At 75.3% G+C, this 21,587-nt stretch carries 21 protein-coding genes; 14 read left to right on the top strand and 7 right to left on the bottom strand.

Annotated elements, in window-relative coordinates; translation table 11 throughout:
- Positions 1-130 precede the first annotated feature (130 nt).
- The 3 genes from ACI79U_RS05325 to ACI79U_RS05315 all read left to right on the top strand — a co-directional run bounded on the left by ACI79U_RS05325 (position 131) and on the right by ACI79U_RS05315 (position 2,714).
- Complete coding sequence (locus ACI79U_RS05325) at positions 131-742, top strand: HNH endonuclease (protein ID WP_457068983.1); 612 nt, start codon at positions 131-133, stop codon at positions 740-742.
- 186 nt (positions 743-928) lie between these two features.
- Positions 929-2,017, top strand: coding sequence for a hypothetical protein (locus tag ACI79U_RS05320; RefSeq protein ID WP_457068985.1), 1,089 nt, complete (start codon positions 929-931; stop codon positions 2,015-2,017).
- A gap of 1 nt (position 2,018) precedes the next feature.
- Positions 2,019-2,714, top strand: coding sequence for a class F sortase (locus tag ACI79U_RS05315; RefSeq protein WP_457068987.1), 696 nt, complete (start codon positions 2,019-2,021; stop codon positions 2,712-2,714).
- A 3-nt stretch (positions 2,715-2,717) separates the two neighbouring features.
- Here ACI79U_RS05315 and kynU read toward each other — a convergent pair whose 3' ends face one another.
- Positions 2,718-4,007 (bottom strand): kynureninase, encoded by a 1,290-nt coding sequence (gene kynU / locus ACI79U_RS05310; protein ID WP_457068989.1) that lies wholly within the window; start codon positions 4,005-4,007, stop codon positions 2,718-2,720.
- A gap of 36 nt (positions 4,008-4,043) precedes the next feature.
- Between kynU and ACI79U_RS05305 the strand changes: the two genes are divergently transcribed.
- From ACI79U_RS05305 to ACI79U_RS05295, 3 genes are all read left to right on the top strand, one after another.
- A complete protein-coding gene (locus ACI79U_RS05305) occupies positions 4,044-5,492 on the top strand; it encodes an amidase (RefSeq protein ID WP_457068991.1) in 1,449 nt (482 codons plus the stop codon).
- A gap of 48 nt (positions 5,493-5,540) precedes the next feature.
- Complete coding sequence (gene ctaJ / locus ACI79U_RS05300) at positions 5,541-5,885, top strand: aa3-type cytochrome oxidase subunit CtaJ (protein ID WP_457068993.1); 345 nt, start codon at positions 5,541-5,543, stop codon at positions 5,883-5,885.
- Between the two features lie 106 nt (positions 5,886-5,991).
- On the top strand, positions 5,992-6,471 hold the full coding sequence (locus ACI79U_RS05295) for a DUF5130 family protein (RefSeq protein WP_457068995.1): 480 nt from the start codon (positions 5,992-5,994) through the stop codon (positions 6,469-6,471).
- 181 nt (positions 6,472-6,652) lie between these two features.
- Here ACI79U_RS05295 and pepN read toward each other — a convergent pair whose 3' ends face one another.
- Positions 6,653-9,202: an aminopeptidase N gene (gene pepN, locus ACI79U_RS05290; protein ID WP_457068997.1), complete on the bottom strand. Its 2,550-nt coding sequence runs from the start codon at positions 9,200-9,202 to the stop codon at positions 6,653-6,655.
- A 138-nt stretch (positions 9,203-9,340) separates the two neighbouring features.
- Between pepN and ACI79U_RS05285 the strand changes: the two genes are divergently transcribed.
- Together ACI79U_RS05285 and ACI79U_RS05280 are read left to right on the top strand one after the other, a co-directional pair.
- A complete protein-coding gene (locus tag ACI79U_RS05285) occupies positions 9,341-10,006 on the top strand; it encodes a DsbA family oxidoreductase (protein ID WP_457072602.1) in 666 nt (221 codons plus the stop codon).
- Positions 10,007-10,106: 100 nt separating this feature from the next.
- Positions 10,107-10,874, top strand: coding sequence for an SDR family oxidoreductase (locus tag ACI79U_RS05280; protein WP_457069001.1), 768 nt, complete (start codon positions 10,107-10,109; stop codon positions 10,872-10,874).
- On the opposite strand, the gene ACI79U_RS05275 is transcribed toward ACI79U_RS05280, so the two are convergent.
- From ACI79U_RS05275 to ACI79U_RS05265, 3 genes are all read right to left on the bottom strand, one after another.
- Positions 10,871-12,676 (bottom strand): SpoIIE family protein phosphatase, encoded by a 1,806-nt coding sequence (locus ACI79U_RS05275; protein ID WP_457069003.1) that lies wholly within the window; start codon positions 12,674-12,676, stop codon positions 10,871-10,873. The genes ACI79U_RS05280 and ACI79U_RS05275 overlap by 4 nt on opposite strands.
- Before the next feature lie 113 nt (positions 12,677-12,789).
- Complete coding sequence (locus ACI79U_RS05270; protein ID WP_457069005.1) at positions 12,790-13,545, bottom strand: MBL fold metallo-hydrolase; 756 nt, start codon at positions 13,543-13,545, stop codon at positions 12,790-12,792.
- Positions 13,542-14,219 carry a DUF429 domain-containing protein gene (locus ACI79U_RS05265; protein ID WP_457069007.1) on the bottom strand — a complete coding sequence of 226 codons (678 nt, stop codon included), beginning with the start codon at positions 14,217-14,219 and terminating at the stop codon, positions 13,542-13,544. The genes ACI79U_RS05270 and ACI79U_RS05265 overlap by 4 nt, the downstream gene beginning before the upstream one ends.
- Before the next feature lie 38 nt (positions 14,220-14,257).
- Between ACI79U_RS05265 and ACI79U_RS05260 the strand changes: the two genes are divergently transcribed.
- Entirely contained in the window at positions 14,258-14,743 is a 486-nt protein-coding gene (locus ACI79U_RS05260; protein WP_457069009.1) for a ribose-5-phosphate isomerase, read from the top strand.
- Between the two features lie 10 nt (positions 14,744-14,753).
- Positions 14,754-15,344, top strand: coding sequence for a hypothetical protein (locus ACI79U_RS05255; RefSeq protein ID WP_457069011.1), 591 nt, complete (start codon positions 14,754-14,756; stop codon positions 15,342-15,344).
- Between the two features lie 71 nt (positions 15,345-15,415).
- On the opposite strand, the gene ACI79U_RS05250 is transcribed toward ACI79U_RS05255, so the two are convergent.
- Positions 15,416-16,660: a GNAT family N-acetyltransferase gene (locus ACI79U_RS05250; protein ID WP_457069013.1), complete on the bottom strand. Its 1,245-nt coding sequence runs from the start codon at positions 16,658-16,660 to the stop codon at positions 15,416-15,418.
- A gap of 372 nt (positions 16,661-17,032) precedes the next feature.
- On the opposite strand from ACI79U_RS05250, the gene ACI79U_RS05245 reads away from it, so the two are divergent.
- From ACI79U_RS05245 to ACI79U_RS05230, 4 genes are all read left to right on the top strand, one after another.
- Positions 17,033-17,392, top strand: a complete 360-nt coding sequence (locus tag ACI79U_RS05245; RefSeq protein ID WP_457069015.1) for an MmcQ/YjbR family DNA-binding protein — start codon at positions 17,033-17,035, stop codon at positions 17,390-17,392.
- 232 nt (positions 17,393-17,624) lie between these two features.
- On the top strand, positions 17,625-19,433 hold the full coding sequence (locus ACI79U_RS05240) for a hypothetical protein (protein WP_457069017.1): 1,809 nt from the start codon (positions 17,625-17,627) through the stop codon (positions 19,431-19,433).
- A 73-nt stretch (positions 19,434-19,506) separates the two neighbouring features.
- A complete protein-coding gene (locus ACI79U_RS05235; protein ID WP_457069019.1) occupies positions 19,507-20,523 on the top strand; it encodes a sigma-70 family RNA polymerase sigma factor in 1,017 nt (338 codons plus the stop codon).
- Between the two features lie 110 nt (positions 20,524-20,633).
- Positions 20,634-20,960, top strand: coding sequence for a chitinase N-terminal domain-containing protein (locus ACI79U_RS05230; RefSeq protein ID WP_457069021.1), 327 nt, complete (start codon positions 20,634-20,636; stop codon positions 20,958-20,960).
- A gap of 397 nt (positions 20,961-21,357) precedes the next feature.
- Here the strand turns inward: ACI79U_RS05230 and ACI79U_RS05225 are convergent, their stop codons facing one another.
- Positions 21,358-21,489 (bottom strand): hypothetical protein, encoded by a 132-nt coding sequence (locus tag ACI79U_RS05225; RefSeq protein ID WP_457069023.1) that lies wholly within the window; start codon positions 21,487-21,489, stop codon positions 21,358-21,360.
- Positions 21,490-21,587: the final 98 nt, after the last annotated feature.

Raw genomic sequence — 21,587 nt, 5'->3', positions numbered from 1 at the left:
CCGCGACGGTAGCCGCCGGGGGGCGGCCGTCCGAGGGGCCGCTGCCCGTTATCACACGCCGACAGGGCACTATGAGGCGACCCAGGGACTCTCGAAGCCGTCGGGAGCCAGGGGCCCTCGGAGGTGTCCCGTGTCGATCACCGCACTCAAGTCGTCGTCCGCGCCCGCGCATCCGGGAGCGGCCACCGACCCCCTCCCCGGTCCGCGCGCGCCCGTCCCGGCGCAGGTGACGACCGCCGCCACCCTGCTGTTGAACGCCACCTACGAGCCGTTGTGCGTGGTCTCCAGCCGCCGCGCGATCGTGCTGGTGCTGGGCGCCAAGGCGGAGGCGGTGGACGTCACCGAGGACCTCGTCCACGCCGAGCGGCTCTCCGTCGCCGTGCCGGTCGTCGTCCGGCTGACCCGCTACGTCCGCGTGCCCTACCCGGTGCAGGTGCCGCTGTCCCGCCGCGCGGTCTTCACCCGGGACGGGTCGACCTGCGTCTACTGCGGCGGGTCGGCCACCAGCATCGACCACGTGGTGCCACGCAGCCGCGGCGGCACGCACACCTGGGACAACGTGGTCGCCGCCTGCCGCCGGTGCAACCACACCAAGGCCGACAGGTCGCTGGCCGAGATGGGGTGGACGTTGCCCTACCCGCCGGGGGCGCCCAGCGGCGCGGCCTGGCGGCTGCTCGGGCACCGCACCGTCGATCCGCGCTGGCGCACCTGGCTCGGCATGGCGGAGTCCGTCAGCGCCTGACCGTCCGGCGTGCCGGACAGGGGTGGAACTGACAGGTGCCAACGCCTCGGCTGGCACCTCTCGACGAAGCTGTCGTCGATGCCGCCGACCGGTGGGAATCGCTCTTCCGCTGGCCCAACGGACGGATAGGTTCCGCCTCGGTGGCGCCGGGTGGGTGTCGCTCCCCGTGCCAGAGAGGCGTCTCCCATGTGGTCCCGCACCGCGCCCCGCGGTCCCGTCCGCCGTCCGCTCGCCCGCACCGGCGTCGTCTCGCTGGCCGCCCTCGCCTCGGTGGGTCTGGGGGTGTCCGGTGCCGGTGCCGCGCCGGAGAACCCCACGACCACCCTCACGCCGGAGTCGGTGCAGTTCGCCCTCTGGTCGCCGCAGAACTCCGGTGAGCTGCCGGTGCAGAGCCCGCTGCCCGGTTCCGGGTTCGAGGCGATCCCGGTCGCCTGGGGTGGCGCGGTCACGATCACCCTGCCTTCCCAGGTCGCGCCCACCGGGCCCACGCTCCAGGCCTCACTGGCCCTGGTCGACGAGGAGAACGAGGCGACCCGCACCTGGTCCACCGGTGCGGTCGCGCCGGCCGACGTGCTGGTGGTGACCGCACTCGGCGGCGGCAGCCACCGCATCGACCTGCCGGCCGACGACGGGGTCAACGGTCCGGGTGCCCGCCTCGAGCTGACCGGCCTGGCCTCCACGCTGGGGGCCTGGAGTTCGTTCATCGAGCCCGCGCGGTGGTTCCTCGAGCTCTCCGCGGGCGCGCCCGCCGCCGTCACGCTGACCAGCCAGGTCGATGCCGAGTCCACCGTGGGCTGCCCGGCGTCGGACACGGACTTCAGCACCTGCACCCCGGTCCCGGTCACGGCGGGCACGGCGATGGACGTGGTGCTGCCGGCCGAGACCCGGCTGGACGAGCTCGGCATCCCCGGCCTGGAGCACAGCGACTTCGCCCTGAGCGACGTCCCGGGGGGTCCGCAGATCGAGGGCCTGGCCCTGCCGTTGGAGGCGACGCCCTCCGTGGACGCGCGGATCGCCACCATGACCGTCCCCGCCAGCACCCGGCCCGGGCGCTACGTGCTCATCTCGGTCGTCGGTGACGGCGCGGGGCAGGTCGTCTCGGCCACCTACTCGGTGGTCGAGGTCGTGGCCCCGGCGGTGAACCCGGGGCTGCGGTCGGAGACCGGTGGCGACGTCGGTGCACCGGTGCTGCTGCCCGTGGTGCTCGGCTCGGTCGGTGCGCTGGCCCTGGGCGGCGTCGTCCGATCCCGCCGTCGGTCGGTCGCGCAGGGCTGACGTGCGGACCTCGTCGCGCCCGACCCGACGCACGGCGGCCCTCGCGGGGGCCGCCGTGCTCGGCATCGTGGCGGTGCTGCTGGCGCTGGTGCTGATCGGCGGCCGGGACGACGGCGCCGTGCGGGCCGCAGCAGCACCGGTGGCGATCTCCGCCGGGCCGGCCGCGGCTCCGGAGACGACCGCCGTCCCCACGACGGAGGCGCCCACCACCCCACCGTCCACCCCGCCGCCCACCCCGCCGGCGGAGACCCCGCGGGCCTCCCCGGTGCGCCTCGCGGTGCCGTCGGTCGGCCTGGACGTCGCGGTGCTGCCGCACACGCCCCGAGGTGGGGTCATCGACCCGCCGTCGATGGTCGACGGCTACTGGATCGAGCCCTACGGCGAACCGGGCACCCAGCCGGACAACACCGTCTACATCGCCGGGCACTCGTGGACCAAGGGCGCGGCCGCGTTCAACGCGCTCATGCCCGGCGACCACGGGGCGGGGATCTCGACCGGGGACGTCGTCACGGTGCGGACCCCCGGGGGCAGCGTCGACTACACGGTCAGCCACACCGAGCGGTACGACAAGGACGCGCTCCCCGGCGCGACCGACGTGTGGACGGTGATGCCGGGCCGGCTGGTGCTGATCACCTGCTTCGTCGACGACGACGGCCGCACCACCGACGACAACTTCGTCGTCTTCGCCGAGTCCTGAGGCTCAGGTGACCCGGCTGCGCTCGGTCGGGTAGCCGGCCCAGGTGCCGTCGGCGAGCAGCGTCCGCAGCCGGTCCATGGCGTCCCAGACGTCGACGAACCGGGTGTAGAGCGGCGCGGGCCCCAGCCGCAGCCGGTCCGGCGTCCGGAAGTCCGGGACGACGGCGCGGTCGATCAGCGCCTGGGTGAGCTGCCACGCGGCCGGGTGGGTGAGGCTGACGTGCGCGCCGCGGCGGGCGGCGTCCCGCGGGCTGGCGACGGCGACCCCGTGCCCGGTCAGCCACGCATCGGCCAGCCCGACGACCAGGTCGGTGAGCGCGCGGCCCTTCGCGGCGATCCGCTCGACGCCGGCCTCGGCGGTGATCCGCGCGCCGACCTCCACCGCGGCCATCGCCAGCACCGGCGGGGTGCCGACGGCGAAGCGGTCGATGCCCTCCGCCGGGTCGTAGGCCGCGCCCATGGCGAACTGGTCGCGCGCCCCGAACCACCCCCAGATCGGCTGGCGCAGCTGCTCCTGCAGCTCGCGGCGCACGTAGAGGAACGCCGGGGCGCCCGGGCCGCCGTTGAGGTGCTTGTACGTGCAGCCGACGGCGAGGTCGGCACCCGCGGCGGTCAGCTCCGCCGGCACCGCCCCGGCCCCGTGGCTCAGGTCCCACAGCACCAGCGCGCCGGCGTCCCGCGCCAGCCGGGTGACCTCGGCGATGTCGACCAGGGCACCGGAGCGGTACGCCACCTGCGACAGCACGACCACCGCGACCCGCTCGTCGAGCGCGGCGGACAGCACGTCGACGTCGAGCCCCTCGTCGATGTGCGCCTCGACCTCCCGCACGGTCATCCCGCGCTGCCCGGCGACCCCGGCGACGACGTAGCGGTCGGTGGGGAAGTCGTCGGCGCAGCAGACCAGCACGTCGCGCCCCGGGCGGGCGTCGGCGGCGGCGACCAGCAGCTTGTAGAGGTCGACGCTCGTGGAGTCGGAGACCAGCACCTCACCCGGCCGGGCGCCGAGCACGCCGGTGGCCAGCAGGTCGCCGATCCGGGTGGCGTGCCCCACCCAGTCGGCCCACGAGCCGACCAGCCCCCGGCCCCACTCCTGCTCGACCACGCGGGCGACGGCGGCCGGGGTCTCCCGCGGCAGCCGGCCCAGGGAGTTGCCGTCGAGGTAGAGCAGCCGGTCGGTGCCGCCGTCGCCGGGACCGTCGCCGGCGTCGTCGTCGGTGCCGGTGAAGCGGGCGCGGAAGCCGGCCAGCGGGTCGGCGGCGTCGGCGGCCTGGGCGGCGGCGCGGGAGAGGTCCACGGCCCGATCCTGCCCCCGGTTGGCTAGCGTCCGGCCGTGACCTCCGCGCGCGGGACGCAGCTGCACGACCTCACGGCCCTGGAGCAGGCGGCCGCCGTCCGGGCGCGGGAGGTGAGCCCCAGCGAGCTGGTCGACCATGCGCTGGCACGGGTGGAGGCCCTCGACGCCGGGCTGGGCGCCTTCATCACGGTCACCCCCGAGCGGGCGCGCGCCGCCGCCGCCGCGGCCGACCGGGCGGTGGTGGCCGGCGGCGAGCTGCCCCCGCTGTTCGGCGTCCCGACCGCGATCAAGGACCTGGCGAACACCGCGGGCGTGCGCACCACCTTCGGGTCGGCCCTGCTGGCCGACTTCGTGCCCGACGTCGACGACGCCGTCGTCACCGCGCTGTCCGCGGCGGGCACGATCAGCCTGGGGAAGACCAGCACCCCGGAGTTCGGCTTCCCCTGCTACACCGACAACGACCTGGCCGGCCCGGCGCGCTGCCCCTGGGATCCCGGCCTGCTGGCCGGCGGCTCCAGTGGCGGGGCGGCGGTGGCCGTGGCGGCCGGGATGGTGCCGTTCGCGCATGGTTCGGACGGCGGTGGCTCGATCCGGATCCCGGCCGGCATCAACGGACTGGTCGGGCTCAAGCCGAGCCGCGGCCGGGTGAGCAACGCCCCGCTGGGCAGCGAGGCGACCGGGCTGGGGGTGCAGGGGCCGCTGGCCCGCACGGTGCGCGACGCGGCCGCGGTGCTCGACGCGATCGCCGGGCCGGTGCCCGGCGACCCGTACTGGGCTCCGCCGCTGCCGCCGGGGGAGACCTTCCTCGGCGCGACGGAACGACCGCCGGGGCGGCTGCGGATCGGCCGGTACCTGGACTCCGGGATGCCCGGTGCCGACCTGCACCCGCAGGTGCGGGCGGCGTTCGACGACGCCTCCGCGCTGCTGGCCGGCCTCGGCCACGAGATCGAGGACCTGCCCGCCCCGCCGCTCACCGAGGGCGTCTTCCCCGCCTTCGAGGTGGTGTGGGCGCTGTCGGCCACCACGCTGCCGGTGGCCGAGTCGCAGGTGCACCGGCTGCGTCCGCTCACCCGCTTCCTGCGCGAGCGCGGGCTGGCGCTGTCGGCCCGGGACGCGATGCAGGCGATGTTCACCCTGCGCGTCTTCGCCCGCCGGTTCATCCAGGCGACCAGCGCCTTCGACGTCCTGCTCGCCCCGGTCTGCACGCTGCCGCCCCGGCCGGTCGGCTGGTTCGACGGCCCCGTCGACGGGTTGACCGGCGGGGCGGCGGACTTCGAGCGGCAGAAGCGGTACGCCGCGTTCCCGGCCGTCTACAACGTGACCGGGCAGCCGGCGCTGAGCGTGCCGCTGTGGTGGACGTCCGAGGGGCTGCCCATCGGCACGATGCTGGTCGGCCGCCCGGCGGAGGAGACGACGCTGCTGTCGCTGGCCGCACAGCTGGAGGTGGCCCGGCCCTGGGCGCACCGGCACCCCGCCACGTGGTGACCGCGCGGCTGCCGGGCCGCTGACCCGGGCTCCCGGTAGATTGCCGGCATGCCCTGGTACGAGACGGTGCTGATCTACGCCGTGATCCCGCTGGTGATCGTCCTCCTCTTCGCGCTCGCCACGCTGATCCCCGGCCGCGGCAAGGACCGGACGCGGTACAAGCCCGGCCAGCCCTGGGAGTACGAGCCGGTCTGGTTCGAACCCCACCCGGACGTCCCCGGCGTCCACGGTGGGCACGGGGACGACGACCCCGCCGAGCACGGCTCCGGCGGCGGCGTCCACGGCCGGCGCTCGCTGGGGGCCACCGCCTCGGCACTGGCGATCGGCCAGCACCCGCACGAGGCCCCCGCCCCGAAGCGCACCGCTGCCGGCGGCGCCCGGGGCACCTGGTGACCCCGCCGGTGCCGCTGCTCGCGACCGGCCACTCCCGGCCGCTCCCCACCCACCACCCCCTGCCGTTCCCCACCCGCCACCCCCTGCCGACCGGAGGCACCCGCTGATGACGACGCAGCACGTGGACACCGGCCCCAGCGCCAGCGAGGTCACGGTCAACACCGCCGTGGCCGAGCCGGGCTCCGGCCCGTTCAGCTACTCCGATCTGGCCCGCCTGGACGAGGCGCTGACCATGTCCTCCCGGGAGACCGGGCTGCGGTTCACCCTCTACGTCGGCGACCTGGGGAGCGACACCCGCAGCACGGCCGAGGGCCTGCACGCCCGCGCCGGCGGCGACACCTCGATCGGGGTGCTGGTCGCGCTCTCGCCCGGCCAGCGGGTGGTGGAGATCGTGACCGGGTCGGCTGCGGCCCGCCGGCTGCCCGACCGTGCCTGCGCGCTGGCCGTGCTGTCGATGACGAACCGGCTCGGTGCCGGTGACCTGACCGGCGCCATCGTCAACGGTCTGCGGCAGATGTCCGACGCGGCTGGTCACCAGCGCCGTCGTGAGGACGACGTCCCCCGCGGGATCGCCACCACCCACTGACGAAGGACCCCACTGCCCCCCACGCCTCGCAGGCTCGGCGCGGGCCCCTGCAGCGGGGCTGTTCCACCAGCTCGGTACACGCCAGCGGCCCAGAACTCGACGAGTTCTGGGCCGCTGGCGTCAGGCCCCGTCCCGAGGCTCGGCCCGAGCGTGCGAGGGCTGAGGAGGACGGGGTCCTGCTTCAGCCGGCGGCGGCGTCCCGGGCGCGGGCCCGCAGCGCGCGGGCGACACCGTCACGGCCCTCGCTGACCAGCCGGCGCAGCGGGGCCGGGTGGCTGGGATCGGCCAGCCACTGGTCGGCGGCGGCCACCGTCTGCTCCTCGATCACCTTCGGGAAGAGGTACTCCACGGCGTTCTTCGCGATCTCGCCGGGCCGGCGGTCCCAGACCCCGCGGATGTCGGCGAAGTACCGCTGCACGTAGGGGCGGGTCAGCTCCTGCTGGGCCGGGTGCCAGAAGCCGGCGACCATCGCCTCGTGCACGGCGTTGGGGATCGACTCGTCGGTGAACGCCCGCTCCCACGTCTGCGCCTTGGACTCCGCGGTGGGCCGCAGCGCCCGGGCGGTGGCGGCCCGGCGGGCACCGGTGGCGGTCGCGTCGCGCGCCGCCTCGGCGTCGATCTCGGCGTCGCCGGCGGCGCCCATCGCGACCAGCCCGTGCAGGAACGCCCACCGGGCGTCGGCGTCGACCGCGAGGCCCTCGACCACCCGTGAGCCGTCGAGCAGCCCGCGCAGCGCGGCGGCGTGCTCCTCGGTGCGGGCCGCCGCGGCCAGCGTGCGCGACCACTGCAGCTGCGCGTCGCTGCCGGGGGCGGCGCCGGCGAGCGAGGCCAGGGCCTTGTCGCCGAGCAGCGCCCAGCCGGTCGGTGCCCAGGCCGGGTCGGCGTAGGAGGCCAGCGCGCTCTGCACCCGGGCCAGCAGCGACTGCACGACGCTGATCTCGGTCTCGGCGTCGACCCCGGCCAGCACCAGCTGCACCCAGTCGCGCGCCGGGGTCTCGCCGTCGCGGGTCATGTCCCACGCCGCCGACCAGCACAGCGCGCGGGCCAGCGAGTCGGGGATCGCGCCGATCCGGCTGCGCAGCGTGGCCAGCGAGCGCTCGTCCAGCCGGAGCTTGGCGTAGGTGAGGTCGTCGTCGTTGACCAGCACCAGGTCCGCGGCCGGGGATCCGACCAGCTCGGGCACCTCGGTGCGGGCGCCGTCGACGTCCAGCTCGACCCGGTGGGAGCGGGTGAGCCCGTCGGGGCCGCTGGTGTAGAGGCCGACCGCGAGGCGGTGCCGGCGCAGCACCGGGTGCTCGGGGACCGCCGTCTGCTCGATGGCGAAGGAGGCGTAGCGGCCGGAGCCGTCGAGCTCGTACACCGGGCGCAGGGTGTTGACCTGGCTGGTCTGCAGCCACTGCGCCGACCAGTCGGACAGGTCGCGACCGGAGGCCTCGGAGAGCTCGCTGAGCAGGTCGTCGAGGGTGGTGTTGCCGTACTCGTGCTTGCGGAAGTAGCGGCGCACCCCGGCCAGGAAGTCGTCCTGCCCGACGTAGGCCACCAGCTGCTTGAGCACCGAGGCGCCCTTGGCGTAGGTGATGCCGTCGAAGTTCACCTCGACCGCGGCGACGTCGACCATGTCCGCGGCGATCGGGTGGGTGGAGGGCAGCTGGTCCTGCGCGTAGGCCCAGCTCTTCTCGGTGTTGGCGAACGTCGTCCACGCCGTCGTGTACTCGGTGGCCTCGGCCTGGCAGAGCGTGGAGATGTAGGTGGCGAAGGACTCGTTGAGCCACAGGTCGTCCCACCAGCGCATGGTGACCAGGTCGCCGAACCACATGTGCGCCAGCTCGTGCAGGATCGTCTCGGCCCGCCGCTCGTAGCGGGCGCGGCTGGTCTTGGACCGGAAGACGTAGTCCTCCAGGAACGTCACGCAGCCGGCGTTCTCCATCGCCCCGGCGTTGAACTCCGGCACGAACAGCTGGTCGTACTTGTCGAACGGGTACGGGTAGTCGAACACCCGGTGGTAGAAGTCGAAGCCGGCCTTGGTGACGGCGAAGATCGCGTCGGCGTCCAGGTGCCGGGCCAGCGAGGCCCGGCAGTAGACCCCCAGCGGGATCCCGTCGTGCAGGTCGGTGACCCGGGCGTAGGGGCCGGCGACCAGGGCGACGAGGTAGGTGGAGATCCGCTTGGTCGGCGTGAAGTGCACCAGCTGGGAGCCGCCCTCGCCGGCCTCGATCGTGCGGTCGCCGGTGTTGCTGATGACCTGCCAGTCGAACGGCGCGGTCACGTGCACGGTGAAGGTCGCCTTGAGGTCGGGCTGGTCGAAGCAGGTGAACATCCGCTTCGCCTCGGCCGGCTCGAAGTGCGAGTACAGGTAGACCTGGCCGTCCTCCGGGTCGACGAAGCGGTGCAGCCCCTCCCCGGACCGGGAGTACCGGCAGTCGGCGTCGACGACCAGCTCGTTGGTCTCGGCCAGCCCGGGCAGCGGGAGGCCGCCCTCGGGGGTGTAGGTGCCCACGTCGAGCGCGACGCCGTTGAGCGTGGCGGAGCGGACCCGGTCGGCGACCAGGTCGACGAAGGTGTCGGCCCCGGGCGTCCGCGCGGTGAACTGGATGGTGGTGACCGAGCGGAAGGTCTCCTCGCCGGGGCGCCCGGCGCCGTCGGTCACGTCGAGGGCCAGGTCGTAGCTGGAGACCGACAGCAGCGCGGCGCGGGCCGCGGCGTCGTCACGAGTCAGGTTGGGGACTGCCACGCCCCGGAGCCTCCCACGGGGCACCGACGGTTCGCGCCGGGGTGCCGGTGGGAACAAGCCCACCGCCGCCGGACTTCCCGGCGAGCGGAGGGCCCCGTCGCATGACGGGGTCGACGGACGACGGAGGGACACCCACCCATGACCGAGGCAGTGCAGAGCACTCCCGTGAAGGCACGCGTCGACTTCTTCTTCGACCCGCTGTGCCCCTGGGCGTGGCTCACCAGCCGCTGGGTGCTGGAGGCGGCCAAGGTCCGCGACATCGACCTGCACTGGCGCGTGATGAGCCTGTCGGTGCTCAACCGCGGCCGCGACCTGCCCGAGGAGTACCGCGACACGATGGCCCAGGCGGTCGGCCCGGTCCGGGTGCTCATCGCCGCCGCGCAGCAGCACGGCGAGGAGGTGCTGGGCGACCTGTACACCGCGATGGGCACGCTGCGGCACCACGACGGCCTGGACATCGCCGACGTGATCGCCCCGGCCCTGGAGCGCGTCGGCCTGCCGGCCGAGCTCGCCGAGGCCGCCGGGTCGACCGAGTACGACGAAGAGCTGGAGAAGAGCCACCACGCGGGCATGGACCCGGTCGGTGAGGACGTCGGCACCCCGGTCATGCACATCGACGGGGTCGCCTTCTTCGGTCCGGTCATCAGCAAGGTGCCCACCGGGGAGGACGCCGGCAAGGCCTTCGACGGCGCCGTCCTGCTGGCCAACCTGCCCGACTTCTGGGAGCTCAAGCGCACCCGCACCTCGGGTCCGGACATGTCCTCGGTGCCCGCCGACGCGCTGGAGCTGCGCCGCACCCGCTGAGGAAGGACCCCCGTCCTCCTCATCCCTCGCAGGCTCGGGACGAGCCTCTGGACGGGGGCCGTCCCAGGCCGTCACGAGCGGGGTGCGGCACGATGACCCGATGCCGCACCCCGTCCGTCAGCGGATCCTCATCACCGGCGCCAGCGCCGGCCTCGGCGCGGGCATGGCCCGGCAGTTCGCCGCCCGCGGCCGGGACCTGGTGCTGGTCGCCCGCCGGCTCGACCGGCTGACCGAGCTGCGCGACGAGCTCCGCTCCCAGCACCCCGGCAGCCGGGTGGTCGTCGGGGAGCTCGACGTCGACGACCCGGACGCCGTCGCCGACGTCGTGCCCCGCCTGGCCGCCGAGCTGGGCGGGATCGACCGGTTCATCGCCAACGCCGGGCTGGGCAAGGGCACCCCGGTGGGCAGCGGACGGCCACGGCCGAACCGGCAGGTGCTGGTCACCAACGTGCTGGGTACGCACGCCTGCTGCGAGGCGGCGGTGGAGCTCTTCCGCGCCCAGGGCAGCGGGCACCTCGTGGTGATCTCCTCGGTCGCCGGGGTGCGGGGCATGGGCGGCACCCGGACGGCGTACGCCACCTCCAAGGCCGCCGACGCCGTGCTCGCCGAGGGCATCCGGGCCGATCTGCTCGGCGACCGGCGCACCCGGGCCATCCGGGTGACGACCGTGCACCCGGGCTTCATCGAGACCGACATCAACACCGGCCGCCGCGGGCCGTTCACCGTCGACCTGGCCACCGGCGTCACCGCGCTGACCGCGGCGATCGAGCGCGAACCCGTGCGCGCCTACGTGCCGGAGTGGCCGTGGCGCCCGGTGGCCGGGCTGCTGCGCGCGCTGCCGCTGCCGGTGGTCCGCCGGCTGGCCTAGCGCCCGGACCCCGGGCGCCGCCGGCCCGTCGCCGTCGGCAGGGGGCGGTCCTGGCGGTGCAACCGCACGGCCACCAGGGCGACGTCGTCGTCCGGCCGGCCGTGCACCAGCCGGTCCAGCACCGCGTCGCACAGGTCGTCGAGCGGCAGGCCGGCGAGCTCGCGCAGGGTGTCGGCCAGCCGGGCCAGGCCGGTGTCGAGGTCGGTGTCCCGCCGTTCGACCAGGCCGTCGGTGTACAGCAGGACGGTCGACCCCCGCTGCAGGGTGACCACGGACTCGCGCCGCGCCCGCTGGGGGTCCACGCCCAGCAGCAGCTCCGCCGGTCCGTCCGCGAGCAGGCCGACCGCGCCGTCGGGGTCGACCACCATCGGCGGCGGGTGCCCCGCGTTGGACCAGCGCATCCGGGTCACGCCCCGGGTCGATTCGTCCTCGTCCTGCTCGAACCGGGCCACCGCCGCGGTGGCCAGGGTGCGCACGTCGAGCACGGCCATCGCCCGGTCCAGACCACCGAGCACCTCGGCCGGGGCGGCATCGCCGTGGACGGCGATGCCGCGCAGCAGGCTGCGGAGCTGGCCCATCGTGGCGGCGGCCGCGGTGTCGTGCCCGGCGACGTCGCCGATCACCACCATGGTGGTGCCGCCCGGCTGCAGGAAGGCGTCGTACCAGTCCCCGCCCACCCGGGCCGCCTCGGCGGCGGGCAGGTAGCGCACCACGATCTCGGCGTGGCCGGGCTCGGGCGGCTCGGTCAGCAGGCTGCGCTGCAGCCCCTCGGCCAGCTGCACCTGCTCGGTGAACAACCGGGCGTTGGCCAGCGCCGCGCCGGCCCGGTTGCCCAGGTCGATGGCGGTGCGCAGCTCCGCGTCGCTCCACAGCGGGGCGCCGGCGTCGCGGAACAGGCTGATCAGCCCCACCGCCCGCGACCCGGCCAGCAGCGGGACGACGGCCACCGCGCCCGGGCCGAGCACGGTCAGCCGCCGCTGGGCCTCCCGGGTGCGCACCAGCTGCGGCACCAGGTCGGCGATCCCGTCCCGACGCCCGGTCCCGGCCACCACCGGGCGCCCGGCGGCGAGCGCACGGCGGGCCGGGGCCTCGACGGCGAGCGCGGCCACCCGCCCGTCCGCGTACTCCTCGGCGGCTGCCTGCCGGGCCGGGTCCCGGTGGACCACGGCGATGTCCTCCAGCAGCCCGGTCTCGGGGCGCATCTGGCTGACGATGCACCAGTCGGCCAGCCGCGGGACGACCAGCCGGGCCAGCCGGTGCACGCTGTCCTCGACGTCCAGCGTCTGGTGGAGGACCGCGCTGGCCTCGGTGAGCAGGTCGACGAGCACCCGGGTGCGGTCGTCGTCCACCGGCCGGCCGGCGGAGCGCCGCTGCCGGGCGCGGATCTCGGCGCTGACCTCGGTGGTGACGTCGGTCAGCACGACGTCCAGGCCGGCCGGGACCGGCTGCAGGTCGATCCGGTACCAGGTGTCCGGTGGGGTGTCCTGTGCGGTGTCCGGTGCGGTGCCCTGGTCGGGGCCCGGCCGGGGACGGTGCTGCTGCACGCTCACCGGGCGCCCGGTGAGCAGCGCCTCCTGGCAGGCCTCGTGCAGGGCCGTACCGGTCAGGCACGGCCAGAGGTCCCACGGGGTGCGGCCGAGCAGCTCGGTCCGGCCGAGGCCGGTCAGGTCGGCCGCGGCGTCGTTGACGTAGACCAGCCGCTGCCCGAGGTCGAGGCAGGCCAGCGGGGTGGCCGCGGAGTCGACCCAGCGCAGCGCACGCTCGGTGGCGGGTTCGGGGCGGGGGGCGACCCGGTCGTGCACGGACGTCCTCCCGGGATGGGGTGGGCCTGCCGGTGCTCGACGGGCGGCCGCAAGCAGATCACGCGCAATCGACCTGGGACAGGGACTTCCGACCCTTCGCCGGAGCGGACCGGTCACACCCTCGCGCGGGCGGTCTCCCGGGTGGCCTCGTCGAAGGGCGCCGGGCCCGTCGGGTCGGTCAGCCAGGCCGCCAAGCGGGCCAGGTCGTCGCGCTGCGCAAGGACGAAACCGGCGTCGACCACCGCGCCGTGCCCGGGGACCACGGGGCCGCGGACCAGGTCCAGCAGTGCGGTCAGCGTGCCCGGCCACTCCAGGGGGAAGGCGTCCTCCATCGCCGGTGGCGCACCCTCCTCGACCAGGTCACCGGCGAAGACGACGTCGTCCACGGCGACGACCAGGTCGCCGTCGGTGTGCCCGCGGCCCAGGTGCGCCAGGGTGACCGGGCGTCCGCCCACGTCCAGCACCGCCGAGCCGTCGACCAGGTGGTCGGGCGGGTCGAGCGGTGCGGTGGCGACCAGCTCGGCCGCCGGGTCGCCCGCGGTGCGCAGATCGGCGACGACGGCGGCCCGCTGCAGCTCGCCGTCGTCGGCGAGCTCCTCGGCGCACCGGCGGCTGCCCCACACGTCGGCCGGGCGGAAGGCGGCGTTGCCGAAGCAGTGGTCGTGGTGGGCGTGCGTGTTCACCACCGTCCACGGGTGCGTGGTGACCGAGCGGACGGCCTCGGCGAGCGCCCGGCCCTCGCCCAGGTGCGCGCGGGTGTCGATGACCAGGCAGGCGCCGTCGCCGACCACCAGGCCGCAGTTCAGGTCGAGCTCCCGGTGCCGGCGGACGAACACCCGGTCGCCGACCTCCCGCCAGCCGGCGGTCACCAGCAGATCCGCATCGTCCGGCCGCGGCGGTCGGTGCTCCCGTCGCCCACGCACTCGGCGGTGCCGGCGGCGAGCCGCTGCGCCGACCAGGCGGCGGCGCAGGCGTCGAGGGCGTCGATCAGCGGGATCCCGGTCGGCGCCCCGGCGAGCGCCTCCTCGACGTCCATCACCGCGCGCAGCGCCCGCAGCCGCTGCACGCTGCCCGCCGCGGTGCCCTTGCGGTCGCTGACCCCGCCGAGCCCGAGCCGGAACGCCAGCTCGGGGTGCACCTCCACCACCCGGTCCGTCGGCCGGTCACCGAGGACGTCGTCCAGGGCACGGATGGAGCGGACCAGCATGAACGCCTGGGCCGACGGGGCACGCGGCGGATCGGTGGCCGCGCGGGAGATGGCCCGCGCCTCGGCGTAGTCGTCGGTGGCGAGCACGCCGCGCACCGGCGTGGGGAAGACCGAGCTCGCCGCGCCGGTGGCCTTCAGCAGGTCGCGAGCCTGCCGGTCACACGCCCGGACGCCGTCCTCGGACAACCCGATGGGCATGTCGATGGCCACCACCTCGACGTCCGGCACCGCCAGCACCGCCGCCGCGTCGTCGAGCACCACCAGCTCCACCGCACGGCCGGCGAGCAGCGCGCCGACCCACTTCCCGCGCCAGCCGTCCACCCCGAGCACCGCCACCGGGCCAGCCTGCCAGGCCGCGGTGAGAAGATCGGGCCATGCGCGTCTTCCTCGGCACCGACCACGCCGGTCTCGAACTGAAGTCCCACCTGCTGCAGGTGCTGGCCGACGAGGGCTTCGAGCCCGTCGACTGCGGGGCCTTCGACTACGACCCGCAGGACGACTACCCGCCGTTCTGCTTCGCGGTGGGGGAGCGGGTCGTCACCGAGCCGGGCAGCCTGGGCATCGTGATCGGCGGGTCGGGCAACGGCGAGCAGATCGCCGCCAACAAGGTGCCCGGCGTGCGGGCCGCGCTGATCTGGAACGAGAGCACCGCGCAGCTGGCCCGCCAGCACAACGACGCCAACGTGGCCGCGGTGGGCAACCGGCAGCACACCGTCGAGGAGGCCACCGCCCTGGTGCTGACCTTCCTGCGTGAGCCGTTCAGCGGCGAGGAGCGGCACGCCCGTCGGATCGGCCTGCTGGCCGACTACGAGCGTGACCGGCACCGCCCGGCCGGCGGGCTGCCCACCCGGACCCCCTGACGGCGGTCCGGTGACCGGGGACGACCTGCGTGCGGCGGGCGCCGCGGTGCAGGAGCTGTTCGCCCGGGTGCCCGACGGTGCGGCACCGGTGCCGACCCTGGGCACCGACGTGGTCGGTGTCGCCGCGCACGTCACCTCCTGCCTGACCTGGTACGCCGCCGATCTGGTGGCCGGGACCGACGAGGCCACGGCTTTCGACCTGGTGCGCCGGCCGGACGCCGGGCTGGTCGACGTCCGCGTCCAGCTGCGGGCCGCCACCGAGGTGTTGGCCCGGGTGGTCGACGCCGCCGGTCCGGACGAGCGCGGCTTCCACGACTGGGGCCTGGCCGACGCCTCCGGTTTCGCGGGGATGGGGTGCGCGGAGCTGTTGCTGCACGCCGGCGACGTGGCGCTGGACCGGGACCTGGACTGGACGCCGCCGCCCCGGCTGGCCGGCGCCGTCCGGGCCCGGCTGTTTCCGTGGGCACCGGCCGACGCCGACCCGTGGACGGCGCTGCTGTGGGCCACCGGCCGCGGCGAGCTGCCCGGCCGGGAACCGGTCACCTCCTGGCGCTGGCACTGCGCCCCGCTCGAGGAGTGGGACGGCACGCAGCCCCGGTGAGATCCTGGAACGGCCACCTCTCAGGGGCCCGCGCCGAGCGTGCGAGGCGTGGGGGGAGAGGTGGTCCTTCCTCAGAAGTGGTCGGGGCACCAGGGCGCGGTCGGCCAGCCGAACGCCGTCGAGGCGGCGACGACCGCCCCGGGGCTGACCTCGGTCACCCGGCCGGCGCCCTGCAGCGCGGCCAGCGAGACCCCGCCCAGGTAGGCCGCGGCCAGCGCCTCCACGTCGAGCACCAGGTCCGGGTCGCGGTCGGTGCGGTCGCAGAAGGCACCGGCCGGGTGGCCCCACAGGTGCCAGCGTCCGTCGTTCCAGTCGCAGAACGGATCGCGCACCTCGAGCACGAGGTCGATCCGGGCGGGGTAGCGCCGGGCCGAGAGTGCGGCGCCGACGTCGACCAGCCGCACCCACAGCGCGTCGCCCGGACGGCCGTGCCAGGCGCGCGGGTCGGCGAGCAGGTGGCGCAGCGGGTCGTCGGCCGAGGCGTGCGGCGCCTCCACGGTGCGCACCAGGTCGATCGAGAACAGGTAGCGCCACAGCGCCGCGTAGGCGCTCGGGGTGCTGGCCCGGACCTCGATGACGGTGAGCGTGCCCTTCGGCTCGCCGGCTGCGCTCCACCCCGCCCGGACCCGGTACATCGCGTAGCCGGTGACCGTGCCGTCGCCCTCGACGTGCAGCACGTGCTGGCGCGGCGGCCCGCCCTTGCGGTCCTCGGGGCGCTCGAGCAGCCGGCGGTCCCACCAGCGCTCGTCGCGGGCCATGTTGCCCGGCACCCACCGCCGCAGCGCGTCGTGCAGCGGGACGGCGGCGGCGCGGAACTCCGCCTCCTCGACCAGCCGGACCGTGCCGGTGCCGCAGTCGACGTCCGGCCGCAGCCGCAGGCGCGCGGTGGCACCGGACCACCCACCGCGCCAGGTGGCCGGGGCGTAGCCGAAGCGGCCGTAGATCGGCGCCTCGGCGGCCCACAGCGCGGCGACCGGCTCGCGCCCGGCGGCGTGCACCTCGTCGAGCTGCCGCCGCATCAGCGCGGTCAGCACCCCGCGGCGCCGGTGGGTGGGGGAGACGGTGATCCAGGTGACGCCCGCCGTCGACACCGCCGCCCCGCCGGGCACCGTCATCTCCAGGCTGTAGATCCCCGAGGTGGCGGCGACCCGGTCGCCGTCGAACAGCGCCAGCGACCGGTCCAGCTCGGCCACCGACGCGGGCTGGTCCAGGTACGGGCCGCTGAGCTCCTCGGCGAACGTGGTGAGCATCGACCGGATGAAGGCCGGCCACTCGTCGGCGGTGATCGGGCGGAGCTGGTCGGCGAGATCGGTCACGGTCGGTGTCTACCGGGCGGGTACGACGATCCGCCAACCAGTTCCGCCGGGACGGTCAGGGCTGCGGCGCAGGCAGCCAGCGCAGCCAGCGGGGCAGCCGCCAGGTGCCCTCGCCCAGCGCGGCCATCGCGGCCGGCAGCAGCACCCCGCGGACCAGCGTGGCGTCGACCAGGACGGCGACCGCCCGGGCACGCTCACGACGGGGCCTTCCGGCTCGGGCGCCGCGGACGCGCTGTCACTGCACCGAGTTCCTCGGGCCCATCGGTCATGTCGTTGCCGCTGACCAACGATCGAGGTCGGGCTGGGCCCGAACCCGGCTGCCGGTCAGCCCGAGAACGACGTCCTGTCGGTGGCCGGTGGCACCCTGCCGCCATGGCAGCCACCGCCGACGACGTGCGGGCGATCGCCCTGGCCCTGCCGGAGGCCACCGAGCGGCCGGCCTGGGACATGGCCTGCCTGCGGGTGCGCGACAAGATCTTTGCCTCGATGCCCCCGGCGGAGGAGTGGGTGGCGATCCGGCTGGCGGCCGGGGAGAACGCCGAGCTGGCCGCCGAACGGCCGGAGGTCTTCTCGGTGCCGCACCACTACCGCAACAGCAGCATGGTCGTGGTCCAGCTCGCGGCCGTGGACCGGGTGGAGCTGGCCGAGCTGCTCACCGAGGCCTGGCGGTGCCGGGCGCCGGCCCGGCTGCGGGCGGCCTTCGACGCGTCCGGGGCCGGCCCGCCGGGATGACCGCGCCGAGCCCGCTGGCTGGCCGGTCCCGCTTCGGGCTGACCCGACCTGTCCGCGTCCATCTCGGGCGCGGATGCTCCCGGCCCGCACCGGCCCTGTCCAGGACCCCTCCACCTGTCGGGTACCGCACCGGCGCCGGTCGCATCTACGCTCGGTGAGCCCCGACCGTGTTCGTGCCTGCCCGCCCCCGGGACCCCGGCTCCCTGGTGGCTGCGGGCACAGGAAGTAGCCCATGCGCCGCACCGCAGCCCTGCCCCGTCCCGCCCGCGGTCCCGCCGTCCCGGCGCTCGCCCTGGTCACCGCCCTGGTGCTGGCCGGGTGCACCGGCTCGGACGACGGTGGTGCCGGCGGTTCAGGTGGCTCGGACGAGCCCGCCGTGGCGGAGGTCGTGACCGCTGCTCCGGACGCGGCGCGCACCCTGGTCGCCGACGCCGACCCGCTGGCCGCCGCCGTGTCCACCAGCCGCGCGCTGTACGAGAGCTCGGACGTGGCCGTCGTCGCCGGCAGCGGCGATGCCGACGCGGAACTGCTGGGCGCGGTGGCGGCGGTCGGTCTGGGCGTGCCCCTGCTGCTGGGCTCGGACGGCCCCGCCGACGCCCTCGGGGAGGAGCTGGACCGCCTCGGCGTGCAGACCGTGTTCGCCGTCGGCGAGGACGCCACCGGTCTGCTCCCGGGCGGCTCGGACGACGTCGACGTCGTGGCCACCCCCTCCACCGCCGCGGCGGTGGAGGAGGCGACCGGCCTCGACCTCGCCGAGGCCACCACCGTGCCCGACGCGGAGCGGGCGGCTGCGGTGGCCGGGCTGGCGCCGGACGCGCTGACGGCTCTCACGGCGGAGGAGCCGCCGGCCCCGGCGAGCCCCTCCGGAGAGGCGGCGGGGGAGGGCACCGAGGGCGCCGAGACCGAGGGCTCCGAGACCGAGGCGTCCGAGTCGGAGGCCTCGGAGACCGAGGCGTCCGAGTCGGAGCCGACCGAGCCGACGGGGGAGCTGCCCGAGGTGCAGCGCCCCGAGCCGCTGGCGGACGTGGTGGTGCTGGCCAGCGGGAGCGCGCAGTCGCTGGCCGGGATCGCGACCGCCCGGGCCGCCGGCGCCGAGGTGCTGCTCACCGGCGGGGTCACCGACCCCCGGGCCTCCGCCGAGGTCGTCGAGCGCCTGGCGGCGGAGCCCACCGTGGTGGTGCTCGGCGCCGACCTGGCCGGCGCGGAGGGGATCGACTGGAAGCTGGACACCGCGGCCACCGGCACCCAGCTGCCCGGCGGGGGGCAGCTGCTGTTCCCCGAGCACACGCTGATCGCCCTCTACGGCATCCCCGGCAGCGGGGCGCTGGGCCTGCTGGGCGAGCAGGACCTGCCCGCGGCGATCACGCGGGCGCAGCAGTACGCCGACGAGTACCGGCCGCTGGTCGACACCACCGTCGTCCCGACGTTCGAGATCATCGCGACCGTCGCGTCGGCGAGCGCCGGGGCGGACGGCAACTACTCCGCCGAGCAGGACATCGAGACGCTGCGTCCCTGGGTCGAGGGCGCGGGCGAGGCAGGCCTGTACGTGGTGCTGGACCTGCAGCCGGGGCGCACCGACTTCCTCACCCAGGCCAAGCAGTACCAGCCCCTGCTCGAGCTGCCCCACGTCGGCCTGGCGCTGGACCCGGAGTGGCGGCTGGAGCCGAACGAGGTGCACCTGCGGCAGATCGGCCAGGTGCACATCGACGAGGTCAACCAGGTGGTCACCTGGCTGGCCGACCTCACCCGGGAGCGGGCGCTGCCGCAGAAGCTGCTCGTGCTGCACCAGTTCCAGGTGCGGATGATCATCGACCGGGAGCGGCTGGACACCTCCCGCGACGAGCTGGCGGTCCTGGTCCACGTCGACGGGCAGGGTTCCCAGCCGGCCAAGCAGGACACCTGGGAGGTGCTGCACCGCAACGCCCCGCAGCCGCTGTACTGGGGCTGGAAGAACTTCATCGACGAGGACGAGCCGATGATCAGCCCCGAGCAGACCATCGAGCAGGTCCAGCCGACGCCGGAGCTCGTCACCTACCAGTAGCCGGCACCTTGGTTCTGTCGGTGCCCTCCGGCAGGATCGACCGCGACCGTCCGACGAGGGCAGGAGCGGTGCGATGACCGGTGTGGTGGCCGAACAGACCGGCCCGGGGCAGGTGGCGGAGCTCGAGCCACGGCTGGCCGAGCACCGGCGGGAGCTGACCGGCTACTGCTACCGGATGCTCGGCTCGTCCTTCGACGCCGAGGACGCGGTGCAGGAGACGATGGTGCGCGCCTGGCGCTCCCTCGACCGGCTCGCCGGGCCGGGGGCGCTGCGCTCCTGGCTCTACCGGATCGCCACCAACGTCTGCCTCGACGCCCTCGACGGGCGCAAGCGGCGGGCGCTGCCGGTCGACCTGTCCGGTGGTGAGCCGAGCGCGCCGGTGGTGGCGTCGCTGGCCGGGGTGCTGCCCGACGGGGCGTGGTTGGAGCCCGCGCTGGACCGCCAGGTGCTGCCCGTGGGCGGCGACCCCGCCGAGCTCGCCGTCCAGCGCGAGTCGGTGAAGCTGGCGTTCATGGCCGCGCTGCAGCACCTGCCGCCGCGGCAGCGGGCGGTGCTGATCCTGCGCGACGTGCTGCGCTGGCGGGCCGACGAGGTCGCCGGGCTGCTGGAGACCTCGGTCGCGGCGGCCAACAGCGCGCTGCAGCGGGCGCGGGCCACCCTCGCCGCCCACCGGGCCGAGGCCGAGCCACCCGCTCCGGCGGTCGCCGCCGAGCACACCCAGCTGCTGGCCCGCTACCTCGACGCGTTCGAGCGCTACGACGTCGACGCGCTGGTGGCGCTGCTGCACGAGGACGCGGTGATGGACATGCCGCCGTACGCCATGTGGCTGCGCGGCTCCGCCGACATCGCCACCTGGTACGTCGGCCCCGGCCACGGGTGCCGTGGATCGCATGTGGTGCCGCTGGAGATGAACGGCAACCCGGCCTTCGCCCAGTGGCGGCCCAGCGGGCCGGACGGGTCGTTCGAGCCGTGGGCGGTGCACGCCCTGGAGTTCCGCGACGGCCTCGTCGTGCGGACGACGGCGTTCCTCGGCCCCCGGCTCTTCGAGCTGTTCGGCCTGCCGCGCAACCCCGTGCCGGCCGGCCGATGAGTCCGGCGGCCGGCCGGGGTCCGTAGGGGCATGACCCCGACCCAGGAACCGACCACGCTCCTCGGCCACAGCGCCGCGTCCGGCGCCTCCTCCGTGATCGAGCAGGGCTGATGGGCCGCCTGCTGTACGCGGTGATCTTGGGCGCGACCCGGACCACCAGCCGCACCGTGACCGTCTCCGCGCCTACGACCGGAAGCATCGCGCTCACAAGTGCCACCGGCTCCAAGGTCAAGGGCCTCCAGCAGGTCGACCTAGTGTGGTCCGGAGCGACGTCGACGTCCGTGGACGTGCACCGGAACGGACAGAAGGTGGCCACCACGGCCAACGATGGCGCCCACACCGACGCCATCGGCCAGAAGGGCGGAGGCAGCTACACCTACAAGGTCTGCGAGGCCGACACGAGCGCCTGCTCGAACGAGATGACAGTCGTCTTCTAGGCGCGGAAGTAGCGACGCTGTCCGGTTGAGCTGCGCAGACGGACACCTGGGCTGGTCAAGACGTGGAGCGGGTGACCGGGATCGAACCGGCATGGCCAGCTTGGAAGGCTGGATCGCTTGGACGGTGTCTGTCCTGGTCACGGCGTTGCCAGGGATGGCCGTGCCTTCAACGTGCCCCAGTCGACGGGAGCGGGCGCGACGTCGACACCGCATCTCGTCTGGCTCCGCTCGGCTGCTGCCGACGCCAACGGGAGCAGATGACAAGGACGTCAGCGGATGCGGCCCCTCCGGGTGATGGGGGGGCACCGCGCCCGTGCGGCGCCGGCAAGCCCGGCCCGTGTCCCGTCGCTGCTGCCGTTGTCCAGGAGGACGACCGGGGGACGCTGCGGCAGCGCGGTCAGCTGATCGAGGTGGCCAGCACGTTGTCCCGTCGGTCGCGCGCCATGACGACGACCGTCACCTTGCCGGCCGAGAGGGTCGTCGAGGACTCGCCGTCGGCCGGACGCCCGGCCGTCGCCGCACCGGCCACGAGATGTGTTGCCTCTGCTGCTCCGTCCCGCTGATGCCGTCCGATGGCCGATGGCCCCTCGCCGGGCCACCTACCCCAGCGCCGTGTCGTCCGGCTCT

The sequence above is a fragment of the Modestobacter sp. SYSU DS0904 genome (genome assembly GCF_054051115.1).
This window is presented reverse-complemented; position numbering and strand designations above follow the sequence as displayed.